We start from the raw sequence: 25016 nt of genomic DNA on the forward strand, positions 1-25016 counted from the left end.
AAATGAAACAAGCCCACATTAATACCCTTCAACAGCTCAATTTCACATGCCTGCTCCAGAAAAAAATGTATCAGATTTCTAGTTTATTGTTGTAATTTTAATTTCTCACGAATGTATGCATATTCTATTTATAATTTTGATTATTAATTTGGATATCTTTACACTGTTATGTATCTTCTAATAAATTTTTAAATCTAATTTCAATAAATAAATTGATTTCTCTATAATTGATCAATTACCCTTGAACATTTGATTGTATATTTGATAAAAAAAATATAACATATTATAATTAATAAGGCATCATATAATAAATGTAAAAGAGGAGAATAACAAATGAATGAATTATTTAAAATTAAAGATCTAGTATTTTACGAAGAAGAATTTGTAGATGATATTAAGGATTATGAAGATATATTAGATATAATACAGGAATTAAGTCCAGAATTAGATTATGAAATAATCGAAGTTGCAGGAGAAAATGGTTGCTGCGATAAGACTAAGAAGAATTATTTAGTTGAGATAATTGGCTATTTAGATGAAAATGATGAATTTATAACAAAAGAAGAAAGGGATTCTATGGGAGTAATGGCTTTGAATAAAAAATTTGATTTATTTGTTATTACTATTCATAAATGTACTGCTTGTAATAAATGGGTTATTTCACTATTAGAATAAGTTGACAAAAATATATTGTAGGAAGGACAGAGTATAACTTGAAATATCGAAATACAAAATTCGATTTAAAGATATTGTGTGTTTTTACATTATTAATTGCACAACTATTTTTTAATCTTAATTTTTTTAGCGCAACTGTACAAGCATCTGAAATTACTAACGAAATTGATCAAATTTATATTTCAGAAGGAGATTATTCTGACAAAATGAATAATATTGTTGAGCCATATTTACTAAATAAAGTTCAAAGTGGATATATTACTGGAGATAAAGATGCTAAGTTATATTATGAAAAATATAAAGTTGAAAATCCAAAAGGTAATATAGTCTTAAGTCATGGTTATACTGAAAGCTTAATAAAATATCATGAGTTAATATTCTATTTTATGAAAAATGGATATAATGTCTTTGGAATTGAACATAGGGGACATGGTAGATCAGGTAGTCTTGGTATAGCTGATAAAACGCAAGTACATGTAGATGATTTTAATCAATATGTCATTGATTTTAAGACATTTATTGATGAAGTAGTAATGCCTAATAATGATAATAAAAAATTGTTATTATATGCTCATTCCATGGGTGGAGCTATTGGTGCAAAATTTTTAGAAGATTATCCAGATTATTTTAATGCAGCCATTTTGAATGCACCTATGCTCCAAGTTAATACAGGAAATATTCCGGAATTTCTAGCTAAAATTATAGTTGAAATACAGGTTGCTATTGGTAATGGTGGAAAGTATGTTTTAGGCAAAGAGCCATATAATTCAAAATATGATTTAAACACAATTAATACAACGAGCTTCAATAGGTTCAAGTATTGTTATGATATTGTAGATAACGATGAAAAACTTCAAAGAGGAGGAGCTAGTTATAATTGGACAAACGAAGCTTTTAAGGCAACAGAAGAAATAATAAAAGAAAGAAATGCTTCAAAAGTTGAAATTCCTGTTTTACTATTTCAAGCTGGACAAGACTTTATGGTAAAACCAGAAGGACAAAATCAATTTGCTAAAGGAGCAAAGAATTGTAAAATTGTTAGAATTGAAAATTCGAGGCATCAAATATTTGGTGAAAAAGATGAAATTCTAAAGCCATATTTAGAAGATGTATTAGAGTTCTATGATAATATATGAAAATATAGACTAATTTGTATAAAGTGAATATTTGATTTTTTATATAACTGGAAGTTGCATTTCAGTTATATTTTTTTATATAAATTTTCTGTATACATCTAATTATTTACGAAAAATTCAGCAAAAACTTTATTGTAATCGAGTGCATATATTAATAAAACAAGTTTTTCAATATTAAGAAGAAATTTTCCTTACAGAAACTTTTGGATATTGCTACAATTACAAAGCAAATATTAAATTTTTGGAGGGAAACTATGAATAAAAAAAATCAAGGAACAAATTTTATCAGTATTATTGCTATATTAGTAGCCAGTGCCTTTGTTGCAACTTTTAATGAAACTATACTTAATGTAGCATTATCTGCAATTATGAAAGACATGAATGTATCCGCTGGAACAGTTCAATGGCTCGTAACAGCTTATATGACAGTAGCAGCAGTAATGGTACCTGTCACTGCTTTTCTTATTCAATCATTTAAAACAAGAAAATTATTTTTGTGTGCAATGGGATTATTACTTATCGGAACAATATGTGCGGCATTTTCAAATTCTTTTGCTATGTTATTAATTTCAAGAATGATACAATCATCAGGTACTGGAATGATAATACCAATTATGACAAATACCATATTATTAGTAGCGCCAAAAGAAAAACTAGGAATATCAATGGCAATTTGTGTGCCAGCAATTTTACTTGGCCCTGCATTTGGTCCAACGGTATCAGGAATTATATTACAATATTTTAGCTGGCATGCATTATTTATAATGTTAATACCAATTGTAGCTATAATTATTATTCTAGGTTCACTATTCGTAGTAAATGTTGGAGAATTAACTAAGCCTAAGATGGATTATTTATCTATTATTTTATCAACAATTGGAGTTGGAACATTAATATATGCTATAAGTAGTATAAGTGAAGGAAATATTAAGATAACTTTAATAAACTTTATAATTGGGATTATTTGTTTGACAATATTTATAAAACGACAAAATACTTTAAAAGAACCAATGTTGAATTTATCTCCATTTAAATATTCAAAGTTTATAATGGGAACAATTTTAGTAATGATAGCAATGATGGTTACTTTTACTATGAGTATAATGTTACCAATGTATATGGAAGGAGCTCTTGGAAAATCAAGTTCTGTAGCAGGGTTAGCATTATTACCAGCTGTAATTTGTGCTGGACTTGCAGCACCTGTAGGAGGAAAAATTTACGATAAATTTGGGGTGAAGTTTTTAATACCATTAGGAACAGGAATAGTAACTATCTTTGTATTTTTAATATCGTTATCTAAAATCGATACATCTTTAGTACATTTAGTAATAATCTATATATGCATGAGTCTAGGAGTTGGACTATTTATGTCTCCTGCTCAAACTCATGGATTGAATCAATTGCCAAAAGAATATTATCCTCATGGAGTAGCAATAATGAATACAGTTCAACAAATTTCTGCCGCTATAGGATCATCGCTTTTTATTGGAATAATGTCAGCAGCTCAAATTAATGCATTAGAAGTGCACCACGTAACCAATGAAGTTGCAATAGCAACTGGATTTTCAACTTCAACAATGGTAGTTTGTGGATTTGCATTTGTTGGATTAATTTTGTCTTTATTCTTTGGGCGAAATAAATCAGAAGTAGAAGCAAAGGATAAAGTTGAGTACACATCTGTATAGAATGCAAAATTGCTACTAGCGATTAAAAATTATAATTTATAAGATAGCTTAATGGAAGATTGAACTAGTTTTGATTTGTCAATAAATTTGGACAAGTTAATGTGGATCAACCTTCCATTTTTATATTTAATTATTTATATTCCTCCATCTTTTACTATAAGAACAGCAAATTTTTTTTACATAGTATGATAAATCTTCGGACAGTATATTACATATAGGATTAAATGGTGGTGAATAATGATGATAAAAAAATTAATTATTTTTTTAATATGCTTTTTAATTATTTTTAATATCCCAATAATCTCAAAAGCATCAGTAAACAAACCTTATGAAATTGAAATGAAACAAGATTTGTTAATCCTTATGCTTGCATACCCTGAAAATATTTCTGGAGTTGAGAAAAAAAGTAATGATGAAGTTTACTTAGTTATGAAATCAAGTAAGAAAATTAGATATGATGATAAAAGACAAAAGAACCATGAAGAAAAATTATCCGATCCAGATCTTCAAGATATGCTAGAACAATATTATCCTTTTGAAAAGACAAATGAAATAATGGATAAAAGCTTTGATCCAGGTAGGGCCAGAAATTATGCACTTCTAAGTGAAGTTTATGGAAGCTCAAAAACAGCTATTCAAAAAAATTTAACTAATATTAAATGTGGATATACAAATTATCAATTCAATAGTAAAAATAATGCAAATAAAGCTTTAGAAGAATCCTTAAAAGAATTAATATCTTTAGCAAGAAATAGAAATGATATAGCAAGTATTATTTATCCTGCAAGTGGCACTTTTAATTATAGAGTTATATCTGGAACTGGCAGATTAAGTCCTCATTCCTACGGTATTGCAATTGATTTAAAAAGTGATAGAAAAGATTACTGGAAGTGGAGTTCAATTGAAGATGGTAAAAAAAGATTAGCAGAGTATCCTAAAGAATTAGTAGATGTTTTTGAAAAAAATAATTTTGTTTGGGGTGGAAAATGGGGACATTTTGATATTTTACATTTTGAATATAGACCTGAAATAATATTGAAGGCAAGATATTTTGGAAATTGGGATAATGAAAGTGATTGGTATAAAGGAGTCCCTATTGATGAAAACACTAGTAAATATATTGAACTTATTGATAATACACTAAAGTAAAAATTTATTTGAAAGGTGGATTTTTATGCAGCTTTCTAAAAACAAAAAGCTCTTGTTTTTAATAAAAGCTATTATAGTAGCTTTACTATTATCTTTAATTAACATTAATAGTAAAATGGTTTTTGCCGAGCATATTATTACTAAAGATGAAGCTAAAAGCATTGCAGAAAATATTTTCTTAATAAAAAATAAAGCAATACTAGATAAAGATCTGGATTCAATAAAAAAATTATATGCTACAGATACAAGGTATGGCCAATGGGCATATGAATATGAGGAAAAGAAAGTTAAATATATTAATAATTGGGCTGAAAAACAAGGAGTAAAATTTATTGATATTATTCCTAAAATAGTGGTAAAGAAATCAAATGTTTGTAGTGAAAAATGTTCTTTTAGTATATTATGTAATATGGAATATAGATATGTCTATCCAGATAAGCCAGAACAAATAAATAGTTCAAGAATAGGGACATATCATTCCTTTCAATTAACCCAAAGAGATAATAATTGGATAATAACAAAGGAATGGTACACAGATCCATTTGCAGATTCCTTAAGTTTAGAAACCATTAAGGTAGATACAATTAAGGAGTTCATAAAAAATCAACCTCCAAGAGATTTAAGTACAATAAGTGAAAGAAGAAAATGTTCAAAGGAATATGCAGAAAAATATTGTGGCGCAGCAACTATTGAAGAGCATGGATTTAAATATAATAAAAAGTATAGAGATTTTAATCCAGAAGGTGGTGACTGTGCTAATTTTGCATCTCAAATTCTCTTTGAAGGTGGTAAATTCAAAAAAAATTCTACTTGGAATTATGATAAAGGAAGTGCTACAGGACCTTGGGTAAATGCTGGAAAATTCACTTACTATATGATAAACAGTGGAAGAGCATCCGTTATAGCAAAAGGCAGTTATGATAAAGTGTATAAGGAGTCATATAAGCTTCAGCCAGGCGATTTTATTGCTTATGAAAAAAAAGGTGATATAACTCATGTATCAGTAGTTACTGGAGCTGATTCAAAGGGATATACCCTAGTAACTTGTCATAACACAGACAGAAATAACGTACCTTGGGATTTAGGATGGAGTGACAAAAGAATAAAGTTTTGGTTAGTCAAAGTTAAATATTAATGATTATTATGATAATACTGTAATTTTTGAGTTTTTTCAAATATAGAAAAATTTTATTATTTGTGTATAATAGATAAAGATAGCACTATAATAAAATAAGGGGGATTAGCAAGAAAGTATTATGTATTCTTGCTTAAATAAAATGAATACTATAATATTAAACAAAAAAGATGGAAACAGTGTTGAAGCTGAATTAAAATTATTAGATTTAAGTTATCTTGATGAAATTATGAAACTTCAATCTGATATTTATGAAGGAATGGACAATAAGGAATTTTATTCTTGTACAACAAGAGATGAATTTGAAGAAACACTAAAAGAAACAGGAAAAATCATAGGCTGCATTACTTTAGAAGATAGCAAACTGATTGCTATAGGAGTTTATGTTCAATACGGATATAATGAGCATAATTATGGATATGATATTAATATTAAAGGTGAAGAGCTTCTAAGAGTTGGGCAACTTGAATCTTCTTTAGTTTTAAAAGATTATAGAGGTAACAGACTTCAAAAAATTATTTGTACATATCTAGAGAAAATTGCTAAGGATACGGGGATGAAGTGGCTTTGTGCTACAGTTGAACCTAATAATAAGTATAGTTTAAATTCAGTTAAAGAACTCGGCTATAAGGTAATGGTAGAGAAACTAAAATATGGCGGGCTTAATAGATATGTATTAATGAAAGAGTTATAGTATAATTTAAAATAAATAATCAAATTATTCAAAAAAGTATTGATTTTTGAATAATTATGAAATATAATAAATCTTGTAAGAAATATTGGTAAAATGTTAAGAAATTAATATTTAATGTATAAATTTATAAATGCTAAGATGAAGAAAAGTAAATTCTATTGGATGATTTTTAGAGAGCAGATGATGGTGGAATATCTGTATGAGTCTTGAATTGAAAGAACACTTCGGAGCAGTTAACCGAAATTATCTAGAATTAACTAGCTAAGAGTAGACTTAACCGGTTCCATACCGTTAAAAGTGGAGGGTATAAAATTAAATTTTGTACTTATATGAGGTGGGTTTTTTATAAAATCAACTAGGGTGGTACCGCGAATGATATCTCGTCCCTATGTATTAATTGCATAGTGACGAGTTTTTTTATATAAAAATTTATATAAAAAACGTGCATTTACTAAAATAAGTATAAAATTCGTATGTAAAAATAAGCAATAAATAGAAAAAGGAGTAATAACAATGAAGAGAGTATTTATTAAAGATTTAGTTGTAAAAGGTGAAGAAACAGTATTACTTAAAGGATGGGTTCATAAAATTCGTGATCTTTCTCATGTCTCATTTATATTACTAAGAGATAAATCAGGAATAATTCAACTTGTTTGTACTAAAGAACAAATTAAGGGGCTAAGACTTGAAAATTCAATTGAAGTAACTGGTATTGTTAGAGCAAATGAAAAAGCGCCTAAGGGTCTTGAAATAGAAGTTTCAACTATTGAAATGACTGGAAAAGTTTATTATGATAAACTACCATTTGAAGTTCAAAGTTTTAAAGAAAAAGCATCTCTCGAAACTCAATTAGACTTTAGAACTATAAGCCTTAGAATTCCTAAAAAGAAGGCCATCTTTAAAGTTCAAAATGAAATAGAAGACGCTTTTAGAAAATTCTTTAAAGGGAATGACTTTGAAGAAATTCATACACCAAAAATAACACATTCAGGAACAGAAGGTGGTTCTGAAATGTTTACTGTTAACTATTTTAACAGAAGAGCATTCTTATCACAAAGTCCTCAATTTTGGAAACAAATGATGGTTGGAGCAGGTTTTGAAAGAGTTTTTGAAGTAGGTTATGCATACAGAGCTGAGCTTCATAACACATGGAGGCATTTAAATGAATATGTAAGTTTAGATGTTGAGATGGGCTTTATTAAAGATGAGACTGATTTAATGGATATGGAAGAAAACTTTATAAGATATTTATACAAACATCTAAAGGAAACCTGCAGTGATGAATTAAAATTATTTAATGTTGAATTGCCAGAAGAAATTAGTATTCCAAGAATCCCACTTGCAAAGGCCCAAGAGATTTTATTAACTGAATATAATAAAAAATCTCCAGTTGGAAATATTGATAATGAAGGAGAAGCATTATTTCACAAATATGTTAAAGAAAAATACAATAGTGACTACGTATTTTTAACAGAATACCCAACTGCTAAAAGACCAATGTATGCAATGGAACGTGAAGAAGATCCAGAAATGACAAAGAGCTTTGACTTAATCTTTAAAGGTGTTGAAATAACAACTGGTGGACAAAGAATCCATGATTATGAAATGTTAAAAGCTAAAATGGAAAGATTAGGATTAAAACTTGAAGATTTTGCTTTCTATTTAGATACATTCAAATATGGAATGCCACCACATGGAGGCTTTGCAATAGGTCTTGAAAGAATTACAATGCAAATTCTAAATCTTGGTAATATCAGAGAAGCATCATTATTCCCAAGAGATATGAAGAGATTAACTCCATAGTTAGAGAAATCAAAAGTGCGAGTCTAAATCTTGTATTTGATTACTCGAACTTTTTCTTCCAGCAGTATTGATTTGGTGTGAATCACTTACCCAATGAATAAATGTGAGCTGGTTTTCCTAAAATTGATCATTGATCATTGGAAATTGACAATTGACAAAATAATTATTAGAGGTGAAAGTAATGAAAGTTAGTATTGATGAAGTAAAATATATAGCAAAGCTCTCTAAATTAAAATTTTCTGATGAAGAAGCAGCAAAATTTGCTAGTGAATTTGAAAGTATTTTAGAAAATTTTCAATATTTAAATGAACTTGATTTAGAAGTTAAAGAAGAAATAAATGATAAAGCTGAATTAAAGCCTGTAGTCAGAAAAGATGAAGTTAAGACTTTTGAATGCAAAGACTTATTTAGAAATGTTAAAGATATGCAAGAAACATATCTTAAAGTACCAAAGATTATTGAATAGGTGGTGGTAGAAAATGCAAATGAACATTAAAGACATGGTAGAAAAAATTAAAACTGGAGAATTAACTAGTGAAGCACTAGTTCAATCATATATTTATGAAATTACTAAAACAGAACCAACAGTAAATGCATTCTTAACATTAACTTGTGATGAAGCAATTACTAAAGCTAGAGAAATTGATGCAAAAATTAAAGCTGGAGAAAAATTAGGAAGACTTGCAGGTATTCCAATTGCAATAAAAGATAATATTTGTACTGAAGGTGTAAATACAACTTGTGCATCAAAAATGCTTGAAGATTTTGTTCCTCCATACGATGCTACAGTAGTAAAAAAATTACTAGCTGAAGATGCAATAATTATTGGAAAGACAAATATGGATGAATTTGCCATGGGGTCTTCAAATGAAAATTCAGCATTTAAGAAGACTTTAAATCCTAGAGATATTACTAGAGTTCCAGGAGGCTCATCTGGTGGTTCAGCTGCTGCAGTTGCAGCAAAAATGGCTCCAATATCTCTTGGTTCAGATACAGGTGGTTCAATCAGACAACCAGCAGCCTTCTGTGGAGTTGTTGGATTAAAACCAACATATGGCTTAGTATCTAGATTTGGCCTAATTGCCTTTGGTTCATCTCTTGATCAAATAGGACCATTTTCTAACTCAGTTGAAGATAGTGCTTATATATTAAATATAATTGCTGGAACAGATTTATACGATTCAACAAGCTTTAGGGATTTAAAAGAAATTGATTATACAGCTACTCTAAAGGATGGAGTAAAGGGAATGAAAATCGGTGTTCCTGAAGAATTCTTTGGAGAAGGCTTAGATGAAGAAATTAAAGCTTCAGTTAAGGATAGCTTAGAAAAATTAAAAGAACTTGGAGCAGAAGTTGAAACATTTTCTCTTCCAATAATTAAAGATGGCTTGGCTGCGTACTATATAATATCTTCTGCAGAAGCTAGTACAAATTTAGATAGATATGATGGTATTAGATATGGATATAGATCTGAAAATTATACTAATGTAGATGAATTAATGGAAAACTCAAGAACAGAAGGTTTTGGACCAGAAGTTAAAAGAAGAATTATGCTTGGTACTTATGCATTAGCATCTGGATATTACGATGCATATTATAAAAAGGCAGATTCCTTTAGACAAAAACTTAGATATGATCTTAAGAAAACTTTCCAAAAATATGATTTAATTGTAGGACCAGTTTCTCCAGTTCTTCCTTTTAAAATTGGTGAGAAGAATTCTGATCCACTAGCAATGTATTTGGCTGACGTATACACTATAAATGTTAATTTAGCAGGAAATCCAGCAATATCTATTCCAGCAGGAAAGAGCAAAGAAGGCTTACCAATTGGAATTCAATTAATGGGTGATATGTTAAGTGAAGAAACAATATTCAAAGCTGCTTATAGCTTAGAACAAGCTTTAGCTGTTGAGTTATAGGAGGGGACAATAATGAATTTTGAAACAGTAATAGGACTTGAAATACATGCAGAATTAAAATCAAAAACAAAGATTTTTTGTTCTTGCTCAACTAAATTTGGAGCAGAACCTAATGCTAATACATGCCCAATTTGTACAGGGGTACCTGGAACACTACCTGTGCTTAATGAAGAAGTAGTTAATTTAGCTATAAAAGCAGGAACAGCACTTGGATGTACTATAAACAAATACAATAAGATGGATAGAAAAAATTATTTTTACCCTGATCTTCCTAAAAACTATCAAACTTCACAATTTGATATACCAATTTGTTCAGGCGGCTTGGTTGAATTTGAATATGAGGGAAAACAAATAAAAGTAAGATTAAATAGAATACATATTGAAGAAGATGCTGGTAAGTTAGTCCATGTTGAAGGTGAACCTATATCATTGATTGATTACAATAGAGTTGGTGTGCCTCTAGCGGAAATAGTTACAGAACCAGATATGAGAAGTGTTGGTGAAGCTGTAGCCTTTATGAAAAAACTAAAAGCAATATTAGAATATGGAGAAATTTCGGATTGTCGTATGGAACAAGGTTCTTTAAGATGTGATGCTAATATTTCTTTAAGACCTGTTGGACAAAAAGAATATGGAACTAGGGTTGAACTTAAAAATATAAACTCTTTTAGAGAACTTCAAAAAGCTTTAGAAAAAGAAGAGAGAAGACAAAGAGAACTTTATACTTATGGTGAAGGTCATAAAATAGTTCAAGAAACTAGAAGATGGGATGCAGCAAAAGGTAAGACAATATCAATGAGAACAAAAGAAGAAGCAGATGATTATAGATATGTGGTTGAACCAGATTTACCACCTATAATAATCTATAATGAGCAAATTGAAGAAATGAAAAACAAATTACCTGAAATGCCTGATCAAAAGAGAGAAAGATTTTTAACTTCTTATGAATTATCAGAAAAAGAAGTTGAAATTTTAATAGGTGACAAAGGCCTTGCTACCTTCTTTGAAAAAGTTGTTTCATTAAAGGTTACTCCTAAAATAGCTGCGAACTGGATTCTAGGAGATATCTTAAGAATACTAAATGATAAAAAAATTGAATCTGAAGATATGACATTAGAAGCAGAAGCCTTTGCAAAACTTCTAAAAGTAGTTGAAGAAGGAAAAATAAGCAATAATGTTGGAAGAGAAGTTCTAGATGAAATTTTCGATGAAAATATAGATCCAATGAAAATTATTGAAGAAAAAGGATTAATGCAAATAAGCTCAACTGATGAGTTAGAAAAAATTGTTGATGAAGTAATTGCAAACAATCCTCAATCAGTAGAGGACTTTAAAGCAGGTAAAACACAAAGTGCTGGTTTCTTAATGGGGCAAGTAATGAAATTATCAAAAGGTAAAGCAAATCCAAAGGTTGCAAAAGAGCTTGTTGATAAAAAATTAAGTGAGTTATAAAAATTAAATAATCAAAATAAAGATTATGCTGTTTTTAAGCATAATCTTTATTTTTATAAAAAGCAAATTGTTATAAATTTGTTAATAAACCGGATACCTATTCTAAATTTCCAAAAAAGTGGTATAATATTGTTGAAAAATATGTAAAAGGAAGTGTAGCGTATGAAATTAAAATCAATAGCTTTAGCAATGGCTTTTACTAGTATACTTATGGCGTTACCTACTAGTGCTAAAGCCGAATCAAAACCTAATAATAGCTTTAACTCAAATTATATTGAAAAAGAGACTTCTATTCCAACTTTACAAGAACAAGCCGGACTCGATTGGCTCAATTTTTATCCGAATAAAGATGTAACATATAATTCAAGCTGTAATGGTTATACCTTTTATTCTAATACTAATAATGATAATGTTAATGGTAATTTTATCATATATTATATCAACACTACTACTGGAGCAGGTGTTAGTATTACTTTTAACAGTACTACATGTTCTGCTGTAACTTTTCCAATCGATGTAACAACAGCGCCAGCTGTCACACTATCCAATACGGCGATTCCAAATGTTACAACTAATTATGAAGAATTCTTAAATGAGTATGACAAACAAGAAATAGAATTCGATAATTGGATAAATAAGATGAATGACAAAATGGATTCGCAATTTGATAAAATGCAAAAGCAAATGGAGAATTCTTGGAAATTTATGAAAATGTAAGCATAAGAAACTCAAAATTCAATTTTTTATTAAATAACACAAAAGATAACACATACTTAGGGGAGTATGTGTTATCTTTTTGTTTATAGGGGAAATAATAATGCTTTACCTCAACAAATTTAATTTTATTCTATAAAGTTCACAACAATGTTACAATGCTGTGGCAGAAGTGTAAGAAATGTGCTCCCTCGTTAATTATAAATTATCACCATTTGTATTTAATTTCAAAACTTTATCAAGATTTTCAAATACAGATTGATCATAATCTTGATGAAGAGTTACATCAAGGACATCATAAAGTTTTTCAAGTTGCTTTATAATTTGATCTAATACAAAATCATTTTTTACTAATAAATACATTTTACTAGTTGAACCATCACCAATTTGAGCACATAATATTCCTTCAAGGTTAAAAGCACGTCTAGCAAATAAGCCTGTAATATGACTCATCACTCCAGCATGGTTTCTAACATGTAATTCAATTAAATAAGAATTAGTGTTAATCATTAAATTTTACACCACCGATCATTTCAATATTTGATTTTCCTGGGGGAACCATTGGAAGAATATTTTCTGTTTCATTAATTGGAATATTTATTAACCAAGGTCCTTTAGCTTCTAAAATTTCTCCTAATTTTTCTAAAGGATTTGTTTCACTAGCCAAATCACATGAATTTATTCCAAAACCTTCTGCAATAATTTTAAAATCCGGATTTGAAATAAAACTTGATGCAATATAATGTTCATTATAAATAAGCTGTTGCTGCTGACGAACTAATCCTAAGTGATGGTTATTTAAAATTATTATTTTTACATTTAAATCTAAATCTGCTAAGGTAGCAAGTTCTTGAATATTCATTAATATAGAACCATCACCACTAAAGCAAAGTATGGTTTTATCTGTATTCATCAAGGCTGCGCCTATAGCAACTGGAAGACCAAATCCCATAGTACCTAAGCCACTAGATGTTAGAAGGGTTCTCGGAGAACTGAATGGATATCTTTGTGCAACCCACATTTGATGTTGTCCTACATCTGTGGCAATAATTGTATCTCTAGGAACCTTAATACCAATATAAGGTATTATATTTGCTGGATGTAAATCATTGTCATAAGAAGGTAACGGATATTTTTCTTTAAAACACTTAACCCTTTCAATCCAACCACGCCTTGATTTGTCCTCAATTTCAGGCAAAATATCTTCTAAGAAATCTTTAATATTTGCAACCATTGATAAACTACTTGATTTAACTTTATTAATTTCTGACGGATCTATATCAATGTGAATTATAGAAGCATTAGGGCAAAATTTTTCAATATTTCCTGTTGCACGATCATCAAATCTTACACCTAGAGCTAAAATTAAGTCAGCTTCATTAAACAAATAATTAGTATAAGGAGCTCCATGCATTCCAATCATTCCAAGACTTAATTCATCATTACTAGGATACGCATCTAATCCCATAAGACTTAAAGCAACAGGAATATTACCCTTTTTAGCTAATTCATATAAATTGTTTGAAGCATTAGAATTAATAACACCTCCACCAGCATAAATAATTGGTTTCCTAGACTTATTAATTAATTCAGCCATACAAAATAGAGTAGAGCCTTTTAAATTTTTTCGCTCACACAAGCCATCAAGTTGTTGAGTTTCGTTAGAGAAACCTTCTACTTCAATGATTTGTGTCTGAATATTTTTAGGAATATCAATTAATACAGGTCCTGGTCTTCCATCTAAAGCTATTTTAAAAGCTTCCTTAATTACAGTAAATAAATCATTAATATCTCTAATTAAAAAATTATGTTTTGTTATTGGAATAGTTAATCCATATGCATCAACTTCTTGAAAAGCATCTGTACCAATTGCTGATAATGGTACTTGACCAGTTATAGCAACTAATGGGATTGAATCAAGTTTTGCATCTGCAATAGCTGTTAATAGGTTAGTTGCTCCAGGTCCAGATGTTGCAAAACATACGCCCACCTTATTAGTACTTCTTGAAATTCCTTGTGCAATAAAGCCCGCGCCTTGTTCATGTCGCGCTAATATATGTTTGATTTTACTTTTATATAAAGCATCATATAATGGAAGATTAAATCCACCTGGAATTCCTGCAATATATTCTACACCTTCATTTTCTAAAAGTTTTATAACAATTTCCGCACCACTATATTTCAAAAAAATCACTCCTTAACTTTATAATCTATTCATCATTGATTTTGGGTAACCATGGAATTTTTAGTTACATATGATATCTTTGGAACTCTTTAAGTATAAATAATTGGCTTTTGTAACATCTTTAAAATAAAAAAAGCTCCTCATCCTAGACATTTAGGACGAAGAGCAACTCACCGCGGTACCACCTAATTTTGTATATTAAATACACTCTTTAATTATGATACAAGCAAAAGCTTATATCATTGTCTTTATAACGGTAGACATTCCGTTTAATTCTACTCTCAAAATGATTTCTATTAAATTCTCCAAGGCTACTTTCCATATATAAATCATGAGAATTTCCACCAACCATTCTCTCTCTTTATTTCAAAAATATATGTACTTCTCCTTATCAACGAAGCATATTTGATTTGTATTAATTATATTCAAAAATGAATATATTTGTCAATAATATTCTGAATATTTTGCTAATTGTATTCTGAATTTTTTTAAAAAATTATAATAATTTATAGTGTATTATATTAATATTTGAAGAAAAATATGTTGTAATTGCTATTAAAAGTTATTATAATATTACGATAATATAATATAAAAATTTGTTTTTAGCAAAAAGTAAACTCATATTGTAATTATGAAAAAATAAAATGGTGATATTAGGAGAACTTTAATGTTAAATCATAAAGGTACACAAATTATTGAAACTACTAAATTTATATTAAGGCCATTTAGAGTTTATGATATCTTTGATATGTATTATAATTGGGCTTCTGATAAGGAGGTTACAAAATATCTTACGTGGGAAGAGCATGATAGCATTAATAAAACTAAAGTTGTAATTTCAATTTGGAAAACTGCTTATCAAAGCTTAGAATATTATAATTGGGCAATAGAAGATAAGTCTACTGGTAGCGTAATTGGAAGTATTAATCTTATGAATCTTGATAACTTTAACGAAAACTGTGAAGTAGGATTTTGTATAGGTAAAGAGTTTTGGAATAAAGGAATTATGACAGAAGTATTAAATACTGTACTTGATTTTGCCTTTATGGAAATTAATTTCTATAGAATTACAGCTAGAAGGCATATTAACAATTTAGCTTCAGGAATGGTTTTGAAGAAATGCAATTTTGTATATGAAGGTATTTTACGGAAAATAGTAAAAAATAATTTAGGTGTATTTGTTGATTGCAAATATTATTCAATAATAAAACCAGAATATATTGAGCTTGAAAAAGCAGGTAATGAAAAAAAGAGTTATAGAGAAATTAAAGATTTAATTAATAACTTAAATTAATAGCAAGGAGCAGATGAGTATATAGTGCCACTGCTCCTTTTAATTATTGAAAATACCTAAAAATATTTTTCTAGATATAAATGCTAGGGATAAAGAGTTTACTATGTTAAAATATAATGTATATACTTACACGAAGGAGATTAAGACTAATGAACATAATTACTTTAGAAAATATAACCAAAAGTTATAGTGATAAAATTTTATTAAACAATATTTCTCTTGGAATAAGTGATGGAGATAAAGTTGGTTTAATTGGTATAAATGGAGCAGGAAAATCCACTTTTTTAAAGGTTGTATCAGGACGTGAAGAATTTTTTGAAGGAAATATTATAAAAGGGAAGAATGTGAGAATTGAATTTCTTGATCAAGATCCAGTATTTCATGAAAATGCAACAGTATTAGAACAAGTATTTAAAGGCGATACTAAAGAAATGAAACTCCTAAAAAAATACGAGGAATTATTAGATAAAATTAAGTCTTCAAAGGGAGAAGAATTTGATTTACTTAATAAGGAACTCATTAAAGTTCAAAGTGAAATTGACTCTTTAAATTTATGGGATATGGAAAGTGAAGCAAAGACTATATTAACTAAGCTTGGAATAAAAGATTTTTCTCAAAAAGTTGGAAATTTATCTGGCGGTCAAAAAAAGCGAATAGCTCTTGCATGCTCACTAATAACTCCATGCGATTTGCTAATTTTAGATGAACCTACAAACCATTTAGATTCAGATTCTATTGAATGGCTTGAAGAGTACTTAAATTCTAGAAAAGGTGCTTTATTAATGATTACTCATGATAGGTATTTTCTAGATAGAGTAACTAATAAAATTATAGAATTAGATAGAGGAAATTTATATTCATATCCTGGAAATTATACAGCTTTTCTTGAAAAGAAAATTGAAAGACTAGAAGTTGAGCAAGTTCAAGAAGATAAAAGAAATGCTTTAATTAGAAATGAGTTAAAATGGGTACGTAGAGGAGCAAAAGCAAGAACTACAAAACAAAAAGCTAGACTCCAAAGATTTGATGAACTTGTTAATACTGAAAGTATGAAGAGACAAGAAGATGTGGATATTTCCCTTGTTGGGTCTCGTCTTGGTAAAAAAGTTGTTGAATTATATGATATAAGCAAATCCTTTGGAGATAAAACATTAATTAAAGATTTTAATTATATATTTTTAAGAGACGATAGAATTGGAGTAGTAGGTGAAAATGGTGCTGGTAAAACAACGTTAGTTAATATATTGAGAGGAAACCTTGCTGCTGACAATGGAACAATTGAAATTGGAGATACAGTAAAGATAAGCTGTTTTTCACAAGATAATAATCATATGGAACCAACCTTAAGAGTAATTGATTATGTTAGGGAGGGTGGCGAATTTATACCAGTTGAAGATGGTACAAAAATTTCTGCTTCAACTATGTGTGAAAGATTCCTTTTTGATAGTACAATGCAATATACTCCTATTGGGAAACTATCTGGAGGAGAAAAACGTAGACTACATTTACTTAGAATTTTAATGGAATCTCCAAACTTTTTAATATTAGATGAGCCTACTAACGATTTAGATATAGAGACTTTAAAGATACTAGAAGACTTTTTAGATAAATTTATGGGAGTAATAGTTGTTGTATCCCATGATAGATATTTCTTAGATAGAGTTTGTACTAAAATATTTTCTTATGAAGGAAATGGATATATAAAAGAATATCATGGTAATTATAGTGATTTTTTAATTTCAAAGGAAATAGAAAAAGCTTCTGATATAACTACCAGTAAAAATACAGGTGAAACAAAAGATGACAGAATCAAAAACTCAAAAGAAAAAACTAAAGATAACAAACCAAAGTTTACCTTTAAAGAACAAAAAGAATATGAAACAATAGACGATGACATTTTAAAGTTGGAAGAAAAAATTAAAACACTAGAAACTGAAATGTCAAAAAACTCTTCAAACTACGGTAAACTTAATGAGTTAATTAAAGAAAAAGATGTTATTCAAAAAGAATTAGAGTTTAAATATGAACGTTGGGAATATTTAAATGAAATTGCTGAAGCAATTGAAGAATTCAAAAATAATAATTAGAGGTAAATAAATGGAAGTACATGTATTTTTAAAAGGAAAAATTGAACCAACTATATTTCAAGGAGAACGTATTGATATTTTAGATATAGAACTTGAAGGCAGAAAGTATAAACAGATACGATATTTTGGAAAGGGAGTATCAAAATCTCAATATATTAGTGTAGACTTAATAAAAAATATTAAAGAAATTAGGAAGTAAAAATGCAGGTGATATAATTGATAAAACAAATTTTACTAGAGGGTTTCAATAAAAACATAACAAATTTAACTCTTACTAAAGGTCAAAGGGTAATAAAAAATGATTTATTAAGAGACCTTAAAGTTGATGTAGATAGAGATTCTATTAAAATCAATTCAATTGTAGTTTCAGAAAGCCTTCTAAGTGAATATTCATGTAAACTAGAATTTGATAATATAACAAAAGAAGTTATTGGAAGCTACTGTAGTTGCCTGGATTTTGAAAAAAATGAATTTAAAAAAGATAATTATTGCTGTAAGCATTTAGTAGCAACATTTTATACCTTTCTAAGAGAATTAGATGACGATGATGAGTTGAGAAATAAAATAACTAACATTTTTAAACAAAAGGATACGAGAGCTTCCTTTAAAGAAGAGTCTAATAATGATTTATTGTCTTTACTTATAGGAGATTCTCAAAAAGAAAAATTGAAATTTGAAGTAATTATTAATAAGAATAATTGGTCTTCAAAGCTTCAAGCGGAATTTAAAATAGGTTTAAAAAACCAAAGCAACAAAATGTATATAGTAAAAGATATTAATCAATTTTTAGTAGCTCACTATAATAAGGTTCCAATAAAATATGGTAAAGATTTTACCTTTGATATTAAAACTCAAAGCTTCAATGCTGAAGATAACAGATTGATTAAATTCATGAATAATATCAAAAATATGGCTGATAGAGATAGAAACTTCAGACGATCACAAGATAAATTAATTGATGGAAAGACTTTGACTATTCCTGATATTATGTTTAAAGAATTTTTGACAATCATTAAAAAAAATAGAGTTTTCCTCGGAGATGGATTTTTTTATAGAATTTTAGAAACTGATATAATATATGGGGATTTACCTATTTCTTTTGCATTAACAAGCAAAAAAGATGTTATAGTTTTAGAAGCTAATAGTGGAATCCCTGAAATCTTAACTCAAAATGAAGATGTGTTTTTATATGGGACTTCAATTTATATTCCATCTATAGAACAATGTGAAAGATTATCTCCTTATTTAAAAATATTTAATGGTACACCAAAAATAAGTTTCAATAAAAATAAAGAAACTAAAATTTTAAAAGAATTGATACCAGCTATTCAAAAAGTATCAAAAGATTTAACTCTTTCAAAAGATATTAGAAATAAAATTATAATTGGTCCTGTTAGTTTTAGATTTTATTTTGATAAGGACAAGGAAATATCTTTATTATATAAAGTTTCTTATGAAGGATATGAGTTTAATTACTTTGATGAAGTTACTGATAAAATAATTTACAGAGATACGCATAAGGAATATGAAGTCTTAGCAACATTAAAAAGCCTTGGATTTGAGGAAATAAATGAAAGACTATATTTTATGAAAGATGATGAAGAAATCTTCAGATTTTTTAAATACGATATAGAAAAACTACAAAAATATGGTGAAGTATTCTATTCTGAAAGATTTAAAGGTATAAAAGATATTAAGAAATCAGATTTTAAGGGAGAAGTTAGAAAAGGTAAGTTCAATTATTTTGAATTTGAATTTAAGCTCTCAGACATATCTCAAGAAGAAACTGCAAAAATCCTAAGAAGTTTTAGAGATAATTTAAAATACTATAAACTTGAAAATGGAGAATTTTTAGATTTAGAAGAAGAAGCTTTAAAAGAAGTACTTGTTCTTATGGATAATTTGCTCTTAGAAGAAGAATTAAACAATAATTTAATACAAATTCCTTCAAGCAAAGGAGCATATTTTGAAGATTATCTTGAAGATAAAGAATTAAGATTTATTGAAACCTGTGAGGAAATTAAGGAATTAAAGAGTAGACTGAAAAATATTAAAGATAAAGTGTTTCAACCACCATATGGTTTACAAGCTCAGCTTAGAGAATATCAAAAAGACGGGTATAATTGGTTTAGAACTTTAGATTATCTGGGTTTTGGAGGAATACTTGGAGACGAAATGGGACTTGGTAAAACCCTTCAAGCTATTACTTTTCTGCTATCTAAGCCAAACTCAAAGACTTTAATTATAGCTCCAACTTCTTTGATTTATAATTGGAAAAATGAATTCAAGAAATTTGCTCCATCTTTAAAAATAGGTATATCTAATGGCGTTAGAGAAGAAAGAGAAAAATTAATTGAGAAATACGACGAGTTTGATGTAATTTTAACTACCTACAATCTCTTAAGACGTGATTTAGAGTTATACAATATGGAATTTGATTATTGTATTTTAGATGAAGCACAAAATATAAAAAATCAAAGTTCTCTAAGTGCTAAATCAGTTAAAGACATAAAAGCTAAAATTAAATTTGCACTTACTGGTACTCCAATAGAAAATTCATTAATGGAACTTTGGTCAATATTTGATTTTATTATGCCAGGATATTTATATAACGAAAAAAAATTTGTTACCAGATACTTTAGAAGACTCGAAGAGGGTCCAGAAATTCTAGAAGAATTAAACAGGCTTACAAAACCATTTATTCTTAGACGATATAAGAAGGATGTAATTAAAGAATTACCAGATAAAATTGAAAAACGACTTTTTGTTCCATTAAGTGATGAACAAAAAGTTGTATATGAAACTTATTCAAATTATGCTAGAGATTTAATTCAAAAGAAGGTTGATGATTTTGAGTTTGCAAAAAGTAAAATTGAAATTTTATCTTATATCACAAAACTTCGTCAAATATGTTTAGATCCTTCAGTTACCATGGACAATTATTCTGGGGCTAGTGGTAAAATAGATGCACTTATAGAACTATTAGAACAAAGTATTGAGGAAGGACATAAAATATTAGTATTTTCTCAATTTACTTCAGTATTAAAAAATATAGGTAAAATTTTAAGTGAGAAACATTTTTTGTATTCTTATTTAGATGGAGCAGTATCTTCAATAAATAGAATGAAAATGGTTGATGAATTTAATAATGGAGAAAATCCAGTATTTCTTGTATCCTTAAAGGCTGGCGGAACTGGTTTAAATTTAACTAGTGCTGATATAGTAATACATTTTGATCCTTGGTGGAATCCAGCAGTTGAAGATCAAGCAACAGACAGAGCTCATAGAATTGGCCAAAAAAATATAGTCGAAGTAATTAAGCTGATTGCTGAAGGAACTATAGAGGAAAAAATAATGGAACTTCAAGATTCAAAGCGAGAACTGATTAACAAAGTTCTTGGTGACGATTTATCAGTAGGTACTTTTATAAATACCTTAAAAGAAGATGAAATTATAAATTTATTTAACTAGGATAAGAATTAAATAGATTACGATTGTTACAAATTTAAAAAGAAGAAAAAAATTGCACACTATAATTAAATGTAAATAAATTATATATATATTGAAATTATCAATGTTAAATATTCAATAATTATCACCGAATATTGATTTACAATGGAAATATTTAATTTTGAACAAATTTTGTAGTATATTTTAATTGGAACTTAAATATCGCATCATTTTATAGTTACAGGAGGGAAAAACAATAGAGAATTTATTAGAATATTTAAGAGAGGTTAACACAGTATCTATAATTTTAAGACTTACCTTGGCTACAATCTGTGGAGGTATTCTTGGGGCAGAAAGAGGAAGGAAAAAAAGACCTGCTGGTTTTAGGACACATATCTTAGTTTGTATTGGTGCCGCTATGGTTATGATAACAAGCCAATATATGACAGATATACTTAAGATAAGTACAGATGCAAGCAGAATGGGTGCACAGGTAATAAGTGGTATTGGATTTTTAGGAGTGGGTACTATTGTTGTTGGCCATCGTGAAGTTAAAGGACTTACAACAGCCGCTGGACTTTGGTCTTGTGCATGCATGGGGCTTGCAATAGGAATTGGATTTTATGAAGGAGCTTTAATATCATGTGTCTTCTTGTTTGGAGTATTTACAGTGCTTCACAAGTTAGATTTGTATTCAAGGAATCATTCTAGAATATTAGATGTATATGTTGAAATCAAACATATAACTGGAGTTGAGAGCTTTCTTGATGTAGTAAAATCTGATGGAACTAAAGTTTCTAATATAGAAGTTAAGAAGTCAAATGAAATGGATAAACATACTATTGGGCTTACAATGACTTTAACATTGGCAGATAAAATAGAACATTCTGAATACATTTTAAAGCTTCATACTATTGAAAATGTATTGTCAGTTGAAGAAATTATGTAGCTTTTTAAGGACAAATATGAAATAATTAACCAATATCTATGCAGTATCGTTAAAATAACCGATTTTATCTTCATAATATCTTCATATTCTTTTGATAATATATAATATATCAATGATATGGAGGTATTTATTATGAACATGACTCATTACATGTCCTTATTGGCAGAAAATCAACCTTGGAATTTAATTATCTTTATGGCTATACCTGTAATATGTGCTGAGACTCTTACTATTACAGAATTTTTCATAATCTTTAATAAGTCTCGATCAGGTGGTTTAAGAACTCTTAATAAAATCGTAGGTATATTTGATGGATTTTATTTCACAGGTATTTTTATTTATCTACTTTTTAATGCAGTTATTCCACTTACAACAAGTGGGGGATGGCATACATGGGTAGATGTAGTAGCTGTCGGTTTTTACTTAAGTGGAGTAGTATTTGTTTTACCAATTGCATTAATGGAACTTGGTGTAATATTTAAAAATAAAACAGAGAACCAAAAGACTAAGATTCACTTTATTCTTATTGGTGGTTTTCTAGTTGTTGCTCATATTGCAATGATCTTTGGTATGGTAAATCCAGAGATAATTAATTCAATGTCAAATATGTCATCTATGCCAGGAATGCAATAGAAATAATTTAATTAATAAGAAGACAGTTACAACAGATGCTTGTCTTCTTATTATTTTTATTTAAAATACTAGTTTTAAATAGCACACTTTCTATAAATTTATATTGTTAAAATCATAACATAGTGATAGAATATCTGTGGGTAGTATCGAAGATGAATTACACCAAACAGAAAAGCATTAATACTTATAATATAACTCATATCTATATGAATGAGATTAAAATTAGGATGTTGTATCACATTTATGGAGGTGATACTATTAAAATTGGATTTATTGGTCCTGGGAAGGTAGGCGTAAGTTTAGGACGCTACTTTACTCATAAAGGAATGCAACTAAGCGGTTTTTATGGAAGAAATGAAAATACTGCCAAAGCTGCTGCACATGCTACTAAATCAAAATTTTATAAAAACATACACGAACTTATCAAGGAAAGTAATATTTTATTTATAACAACTCCTGATGACTCAATTTCACTCATAGATAATGAATTATCAAAATTTGATTTAAAAGACAAATCTATTTGCCACGCCAGTGGTTCATTACAATCAAATGTATTATATAATGCAAAAAATTCTGGTGCATTAATCTATTCTGTACATCCCATATTCGCATTTTCAAGTAAAAATACAAACTTAACAGCTTTAGAAAATATTTATTTTTCTATAGAAGGTGATATTATTGAAAATTCACCAATTATAAAACTATTTAATGAAATAGGAAATAGATATTTTATTAGGAACAAAATTGACTCTTCTATTTATCATTTGGCCAATGTTCTTGTTTCTAATCTTACATTGTCTTTATTAGATATAGGAATAAATTATCTGATGAAACTAGGCTTAAATGAGGAAGATGCTTTAAATGCTCTAAAACCATTAATAAAAGGTAATATAGACAGCATATGTGATAAAGGTTTTTCAAATTCCTTGACTGGTCCTATTGTAAGGGGAGATCTATCTACAGTCAAAAAACATCTATCTGTTTTAGATAATCAAGATCAAGAGCTTTATAAAAGATTATCAATTAATTTATTAAAAATTATGGCATTTAAAGAAATTAAAGCTGGGAATATCTCATTAGATGTAAATAACGATTCCTCTAATGAAGAAATGGCGATTACTAATTTAATCACTAAATCTAGTAAACACTTGGAAATATATAATATTTTAGAAGGAGTAAATTAATGAAAAATACAGTTTTGACATTTAAGGAAGCTAAGGAACAAGGAAGAAAATTGAGCATGCTTACAGCATATGATTACTCTATGGCTAAAATTATTGATGAAAGTAATGTTAATGGAATATTAATAGGTGATTCATTGGGCATGGTAATTAAAGGTGAAGAAGATACTTTAGCTGTTACTATAGATGAAATTATCTATCATACAAAAGCTGTTAAAAGAGGCACAAAAAATGCACTTATTGTAAGTGATATGCCGTTTTTATCATATCATATATCTGTAGAGCAGGCTGTTTCAAATGCAGGAAGATTAGTTAAAGAAGGAGGAGCTAATGCAGTAAAGCTTGAAGGTGGAGCTAATGTTATACCTCAAATCAAAGCCATTGTAGATGCTCAAATTCCAGTGATGGGACATTTAGGTTTAACCCCTCAATCCATAAATGCTTTTGGAGGTTTTAAAGTTCAAGGAAAAAGTGAAATCGCAGCTAAGAAGCTTATTGAAGATGCTGTTAATTTAGAGAAGGCTGGCGTCTTTTCAATTGTCCTAGAAGGAATTCCAGAAAAAGTTGCTGAAATCATTACAAAGTCAGTTTCAATTCCTACAATCGGAATTGGAGCAGGTAAGTATTGTGATGGTCAAATATTAGTGTATCAGGATATGCTAGGAATGTTTAATGATTTTGTACCTAAATTCGTAAAGCAATATGCCAATATAGGTGAAATCATGCGCAATGCAATAAACTCTTATGTTAATGAAGTTCAAGAAGGATTATTCCCAGAGATAAAGCATACCTTTAAAATTGATGAAAACGAACTAAGTAAGTTATATTAATAAAACAAAAAAACATATGTGATATTCACAGTCAAACTTGTAATT

General features: G+C 28.5%; 21 protein-coding genes and 2 other annotated features. Of the genes, 19 read left to right on the plus strand and 2 right to left on the minus strand.

Translation table 11 applies throughout. The annotated features are described in order from the left end of the window. The first annotated feature begins 333 nt into the window (after positions 1-333). From L3B98_RS25180 to L3B98_RS25230, 11 genes are all read left to right on the plus strand, one after another. Positions 334-675 (plus strand): hypothetical protein, encoded by a 342-nt coding sequence (locus tag L3B98_RS25180; protein WP_015393271.1) that lies wholly within the window; start codon positions 334-336, stop codon positions 673-675. Positions 676-713: 38 nt separating this feature from the next. After that, complete coding sequence (locus tag L3B98_RS25185; protein WP_238918696.1) at positions 714-1811, plus strand: alpha/beta hydrolase; 1098 nt, start codon at positions 714-716, stop codon at positions 1809-1811. 254 nt (positions 1812-2065) lie between these two features. Further along, entirely contained in the window at positions 2066-3496 is a 1431-nt protein-coding gene (locus tag L3B98_RS25190; protein ID WP_238918697.1) for an MDR family MFS transporter, read from the plus strand. A 240-nt stretch (positions 3497-3736) separates the two neighbouring features. Then, complete coding sequence (locus L3B98_RS25195) at positions 3737-4645, plus strand: M15 family metallopeptidase (protein WP_238918757.1); 909 nt, start codon at positions 3737-3739, stop codon at positions 4643-4645. A gap of 25 nt (positions 4646-4670) precedes the next feature. After that, on the plus strand, positions 4671-5780 hold the full coding sequence (locus L3B98_RS25200) for an amidase domain-containing protein (protein WP_015393275.1): 1110 nt from the start codon (positions 4671-4673) through the stop codon (positions 5778-5780). A 142-nt stretch (positions 5781-5922) separates the two neighbouring features. Further along, positions 5923-6474 carry a GNAT family N-acetyltransferase gene (locus tag L3B98_RS25205; protein ID WP_015393276.1) on the plus strand — a complete coding sequence of 184 codons (552 nt, stop codon included), beginning with the start codon at positions 5923-5925 and terminating at the stop codon, positions 6472-6474. 126 nt (positions 6475-6600) lie between these two features. After that, positions 6601-6865, plus strand: a binding site (T-box leader). 122 nt (positions 6866-6987) lie between these two features. Then, positions 6988-8277, plus strand: a complete 1290-nt coding sequence (gene aspS, locus L3B98_RS25210) for an aspartate--tRNA(Asn) ligase (RefSeq protein WP_015393277.1) — start codon at positions 6988-6990, stop codon at positions 8275-8277. A 181-nt stretch (positions 8278-8458) separates the two neighbouring features. Next, positions 8459-8743 carry an Asp-tRNA(Asn)/Glu-tRNA(Gln) amidotransferase subunit GatC gene (gene gatC / locus L3B98_RS25215; protein WP_015393278.1) on the plus strand — a complete coding sequence of 95 codons (285 nt, stop codon included), beginning with the start codon at positions 8459-8461 and terminating at the stop codon, positions 8741-8743. A 19-nt stretch (positions 8744-8762) separates the two neighbouring features. Then, positions 8763-10196: an Asp-tRNA(Asn)/Glu-tRNA(Gln) amidotransferase subunit GatA gene (gene gatA / locus L3B98_RS25220; RefSeq protein ID WP_343073710.1), complete on the plus strand. Its 1434-nt coding sequence runs from the start codon at positions 8763-8765 to the stop codon at positions 10194-10196. 12 nt (positions 10197-10208) lie between these two features. Further along, positions 10209-11648: an Asp-tRNA(Asn)/Glu-tRNA(Gln) amidotransferase subunit GatB gene (gatB, locus tag L3B98_RS25225; RefSeq protein ID WP_238918703.1), complete on the plus strand. Its 1440-nt coding sequence runs from the start codon at positions 10209-10211 to the stop codon at positions 11646-11648. A gap of 162 nt (positions 11649-11810) precedes the next feature. Beyond that, positions 11811-12365, plus strand: coding sequence for a hypothetical protein (locus tag L3B98_RS25230; protein ID WP_238918704.1), 555 nt, complete (start codon positions 11811-11813; stop codon positions 12363-12365). A 195-nt stretch (positions 12366-12560) separates the two neighbouring features. Here the strand turns inward: L3B98_RS25230 and L3B98_RS25235 are convergent, their stop codons facing one another. Both L3B98_RS25235 and ilvB read right to left on the minus strand, forming a co-directional pair. Further along, positions 12561-12872 carry an ACT domain-containing protein gene (locus tag L3B98_RS25235; protein WP_015393282.1) on the minus strand — a complete coding sequence of 104 codons (312 nt, stop codon included), beginning with the start codon at positions 12870-12872 and terminating at the stop codon, positions 12561-12563. Then, positions 12865-14547: a biosynthetic-type acetolactate synthase large subunit gene (ilvB, locus tag L3B98_RS25240; RefSeq protein ID WP_238918705.1), complete on the minus strand. Its 1683-nt coding sequence runs from the start codon at positions 14545-14547 to the stop codon at positions 12865-12867. Before ilvB ends, L3B98_RS25235 begins: the two co-directional genes overlap by 8 nt. A gap of 151 nt (positions 14548-14698) precedes the next feature. Continuing rightward, positions 14699-14951: a binding site (T-box leader), on the minus strand. A gap of 263 nt (positions 14952-15214) precedes the next feature. On the opposite strand from ilvB, the gene L3B98_RS25245 reads away from it, so the two are divergent. The 8 genes from L3B98_RS25245 to panB all read left to right on the plus strand — a co-directional run bounded on the left by L3B98_RS25245 (position 15215) and on the right by panB (position 24971). Continuing rightward, positions 15215-15841, plus strand: coding sequence for a GNAT family N-acetyltransferase (locus L3B98_RS25245; protein WP_077363587.1), 627 nt, complete (start codon positions 15215-15217; stop codon positions 15839-15841). Positions 15842-15990: 149 nt separating this feature from the next. Beyond that, the gene (locus L3B98_RS25250; protein ID WP_238918706.1) at positions 15991-17928 is read left to right on the plus strand and encodes an ABC-F family ATP-binding cassette domain-containing protein; all 1938 of its coding nucleotides are present in this window, start codon (positions 15991-15993) and stop codon (positions 17926-17928) included. Positions 17929-17938: 10 nt separating this feature from the next. Continuing rightward, a complete protein-coding gene (locus L3B98_RS25255) occupies positions 17939-18127 on the plus strand; it encodes a hypothetical protein (RefSeq protein ID WP_238918707.1) in 189 nt (62 codons plus the stop codon). 17 nt (positions 18128-18144) lie between these two features. After that, complete coding sequence (locus L3B98_RS25260; protein ID WP_238918708.1) at positions 18145-21399, plus strand: DEAD/DEAH box helicase; 3255 nt, start codon at positions 18145-18147, stop codon at positions 21397-21399. Between the two features lie 235 nt (positions 21400-21634). Beyond that, on the plus strand, positions 21635-22327 hold the full coding sequence (locus tag L3B98_RS25265) for an MgtC/SapB family protein (RefSeq protein WP_026106380.1): 693 nt from the start codon (positions 21635-21637) through the stop codon (positions 22325-22327). A 132-nt stretch (positions 22328-22459) separates the two neighbouring features. After that, positions 22460-22960 carry a DUF6803 family protein gene (locus L3B98_RS25270; protein WP_015393290.1) on the plus strand — a complete coding sequence of 167 codons (501 nt, stop codon included), beginning with the start codon at positions 22460-22462 and terminating at the stop codon, positions 22958-22960. 206 nt (positions 22961-23166) lie between these two features. Then, positions 23167-24144, plus strand: a complete 978-nt coding sequence (locus tag L3B98_RS25275; protein ID WP_238918709.1) for a Rossmann-like and DUF2520 domain-containing protein — start codon at positions 23167-23169, stop codon at positions 24142-24144. Beyond that, complete coding sequence (panB, locus tag L3B98_RS25280) at positions 24144-24971, plus strand: 3-methyl-2-oxobutanoate hydroxymethyltransferase (RefSeq protein ID WP_077363595.1); 828 nt, start codon at positions 24144-24146, stop codon at positions 24969-24971. The genes L3B98_RS25275 and panB overlap by 1 nt, the downstream gene beginning before the upstream one ends. Positions 24972-25016: the final 45 nt, after the last annotated feature.

Origin of the sequence: Clostridium sp. YIM B02555, from assembly GCF_022320955.1 — a bacterium.
In the GTDB taxonomy this organism is placed as follows: Bacteria; Bacillota; Clostridia; order Clostridiales; family Clostridiaceae; genus Clostridium; species Clostridium saccharoperbutylacetonicum.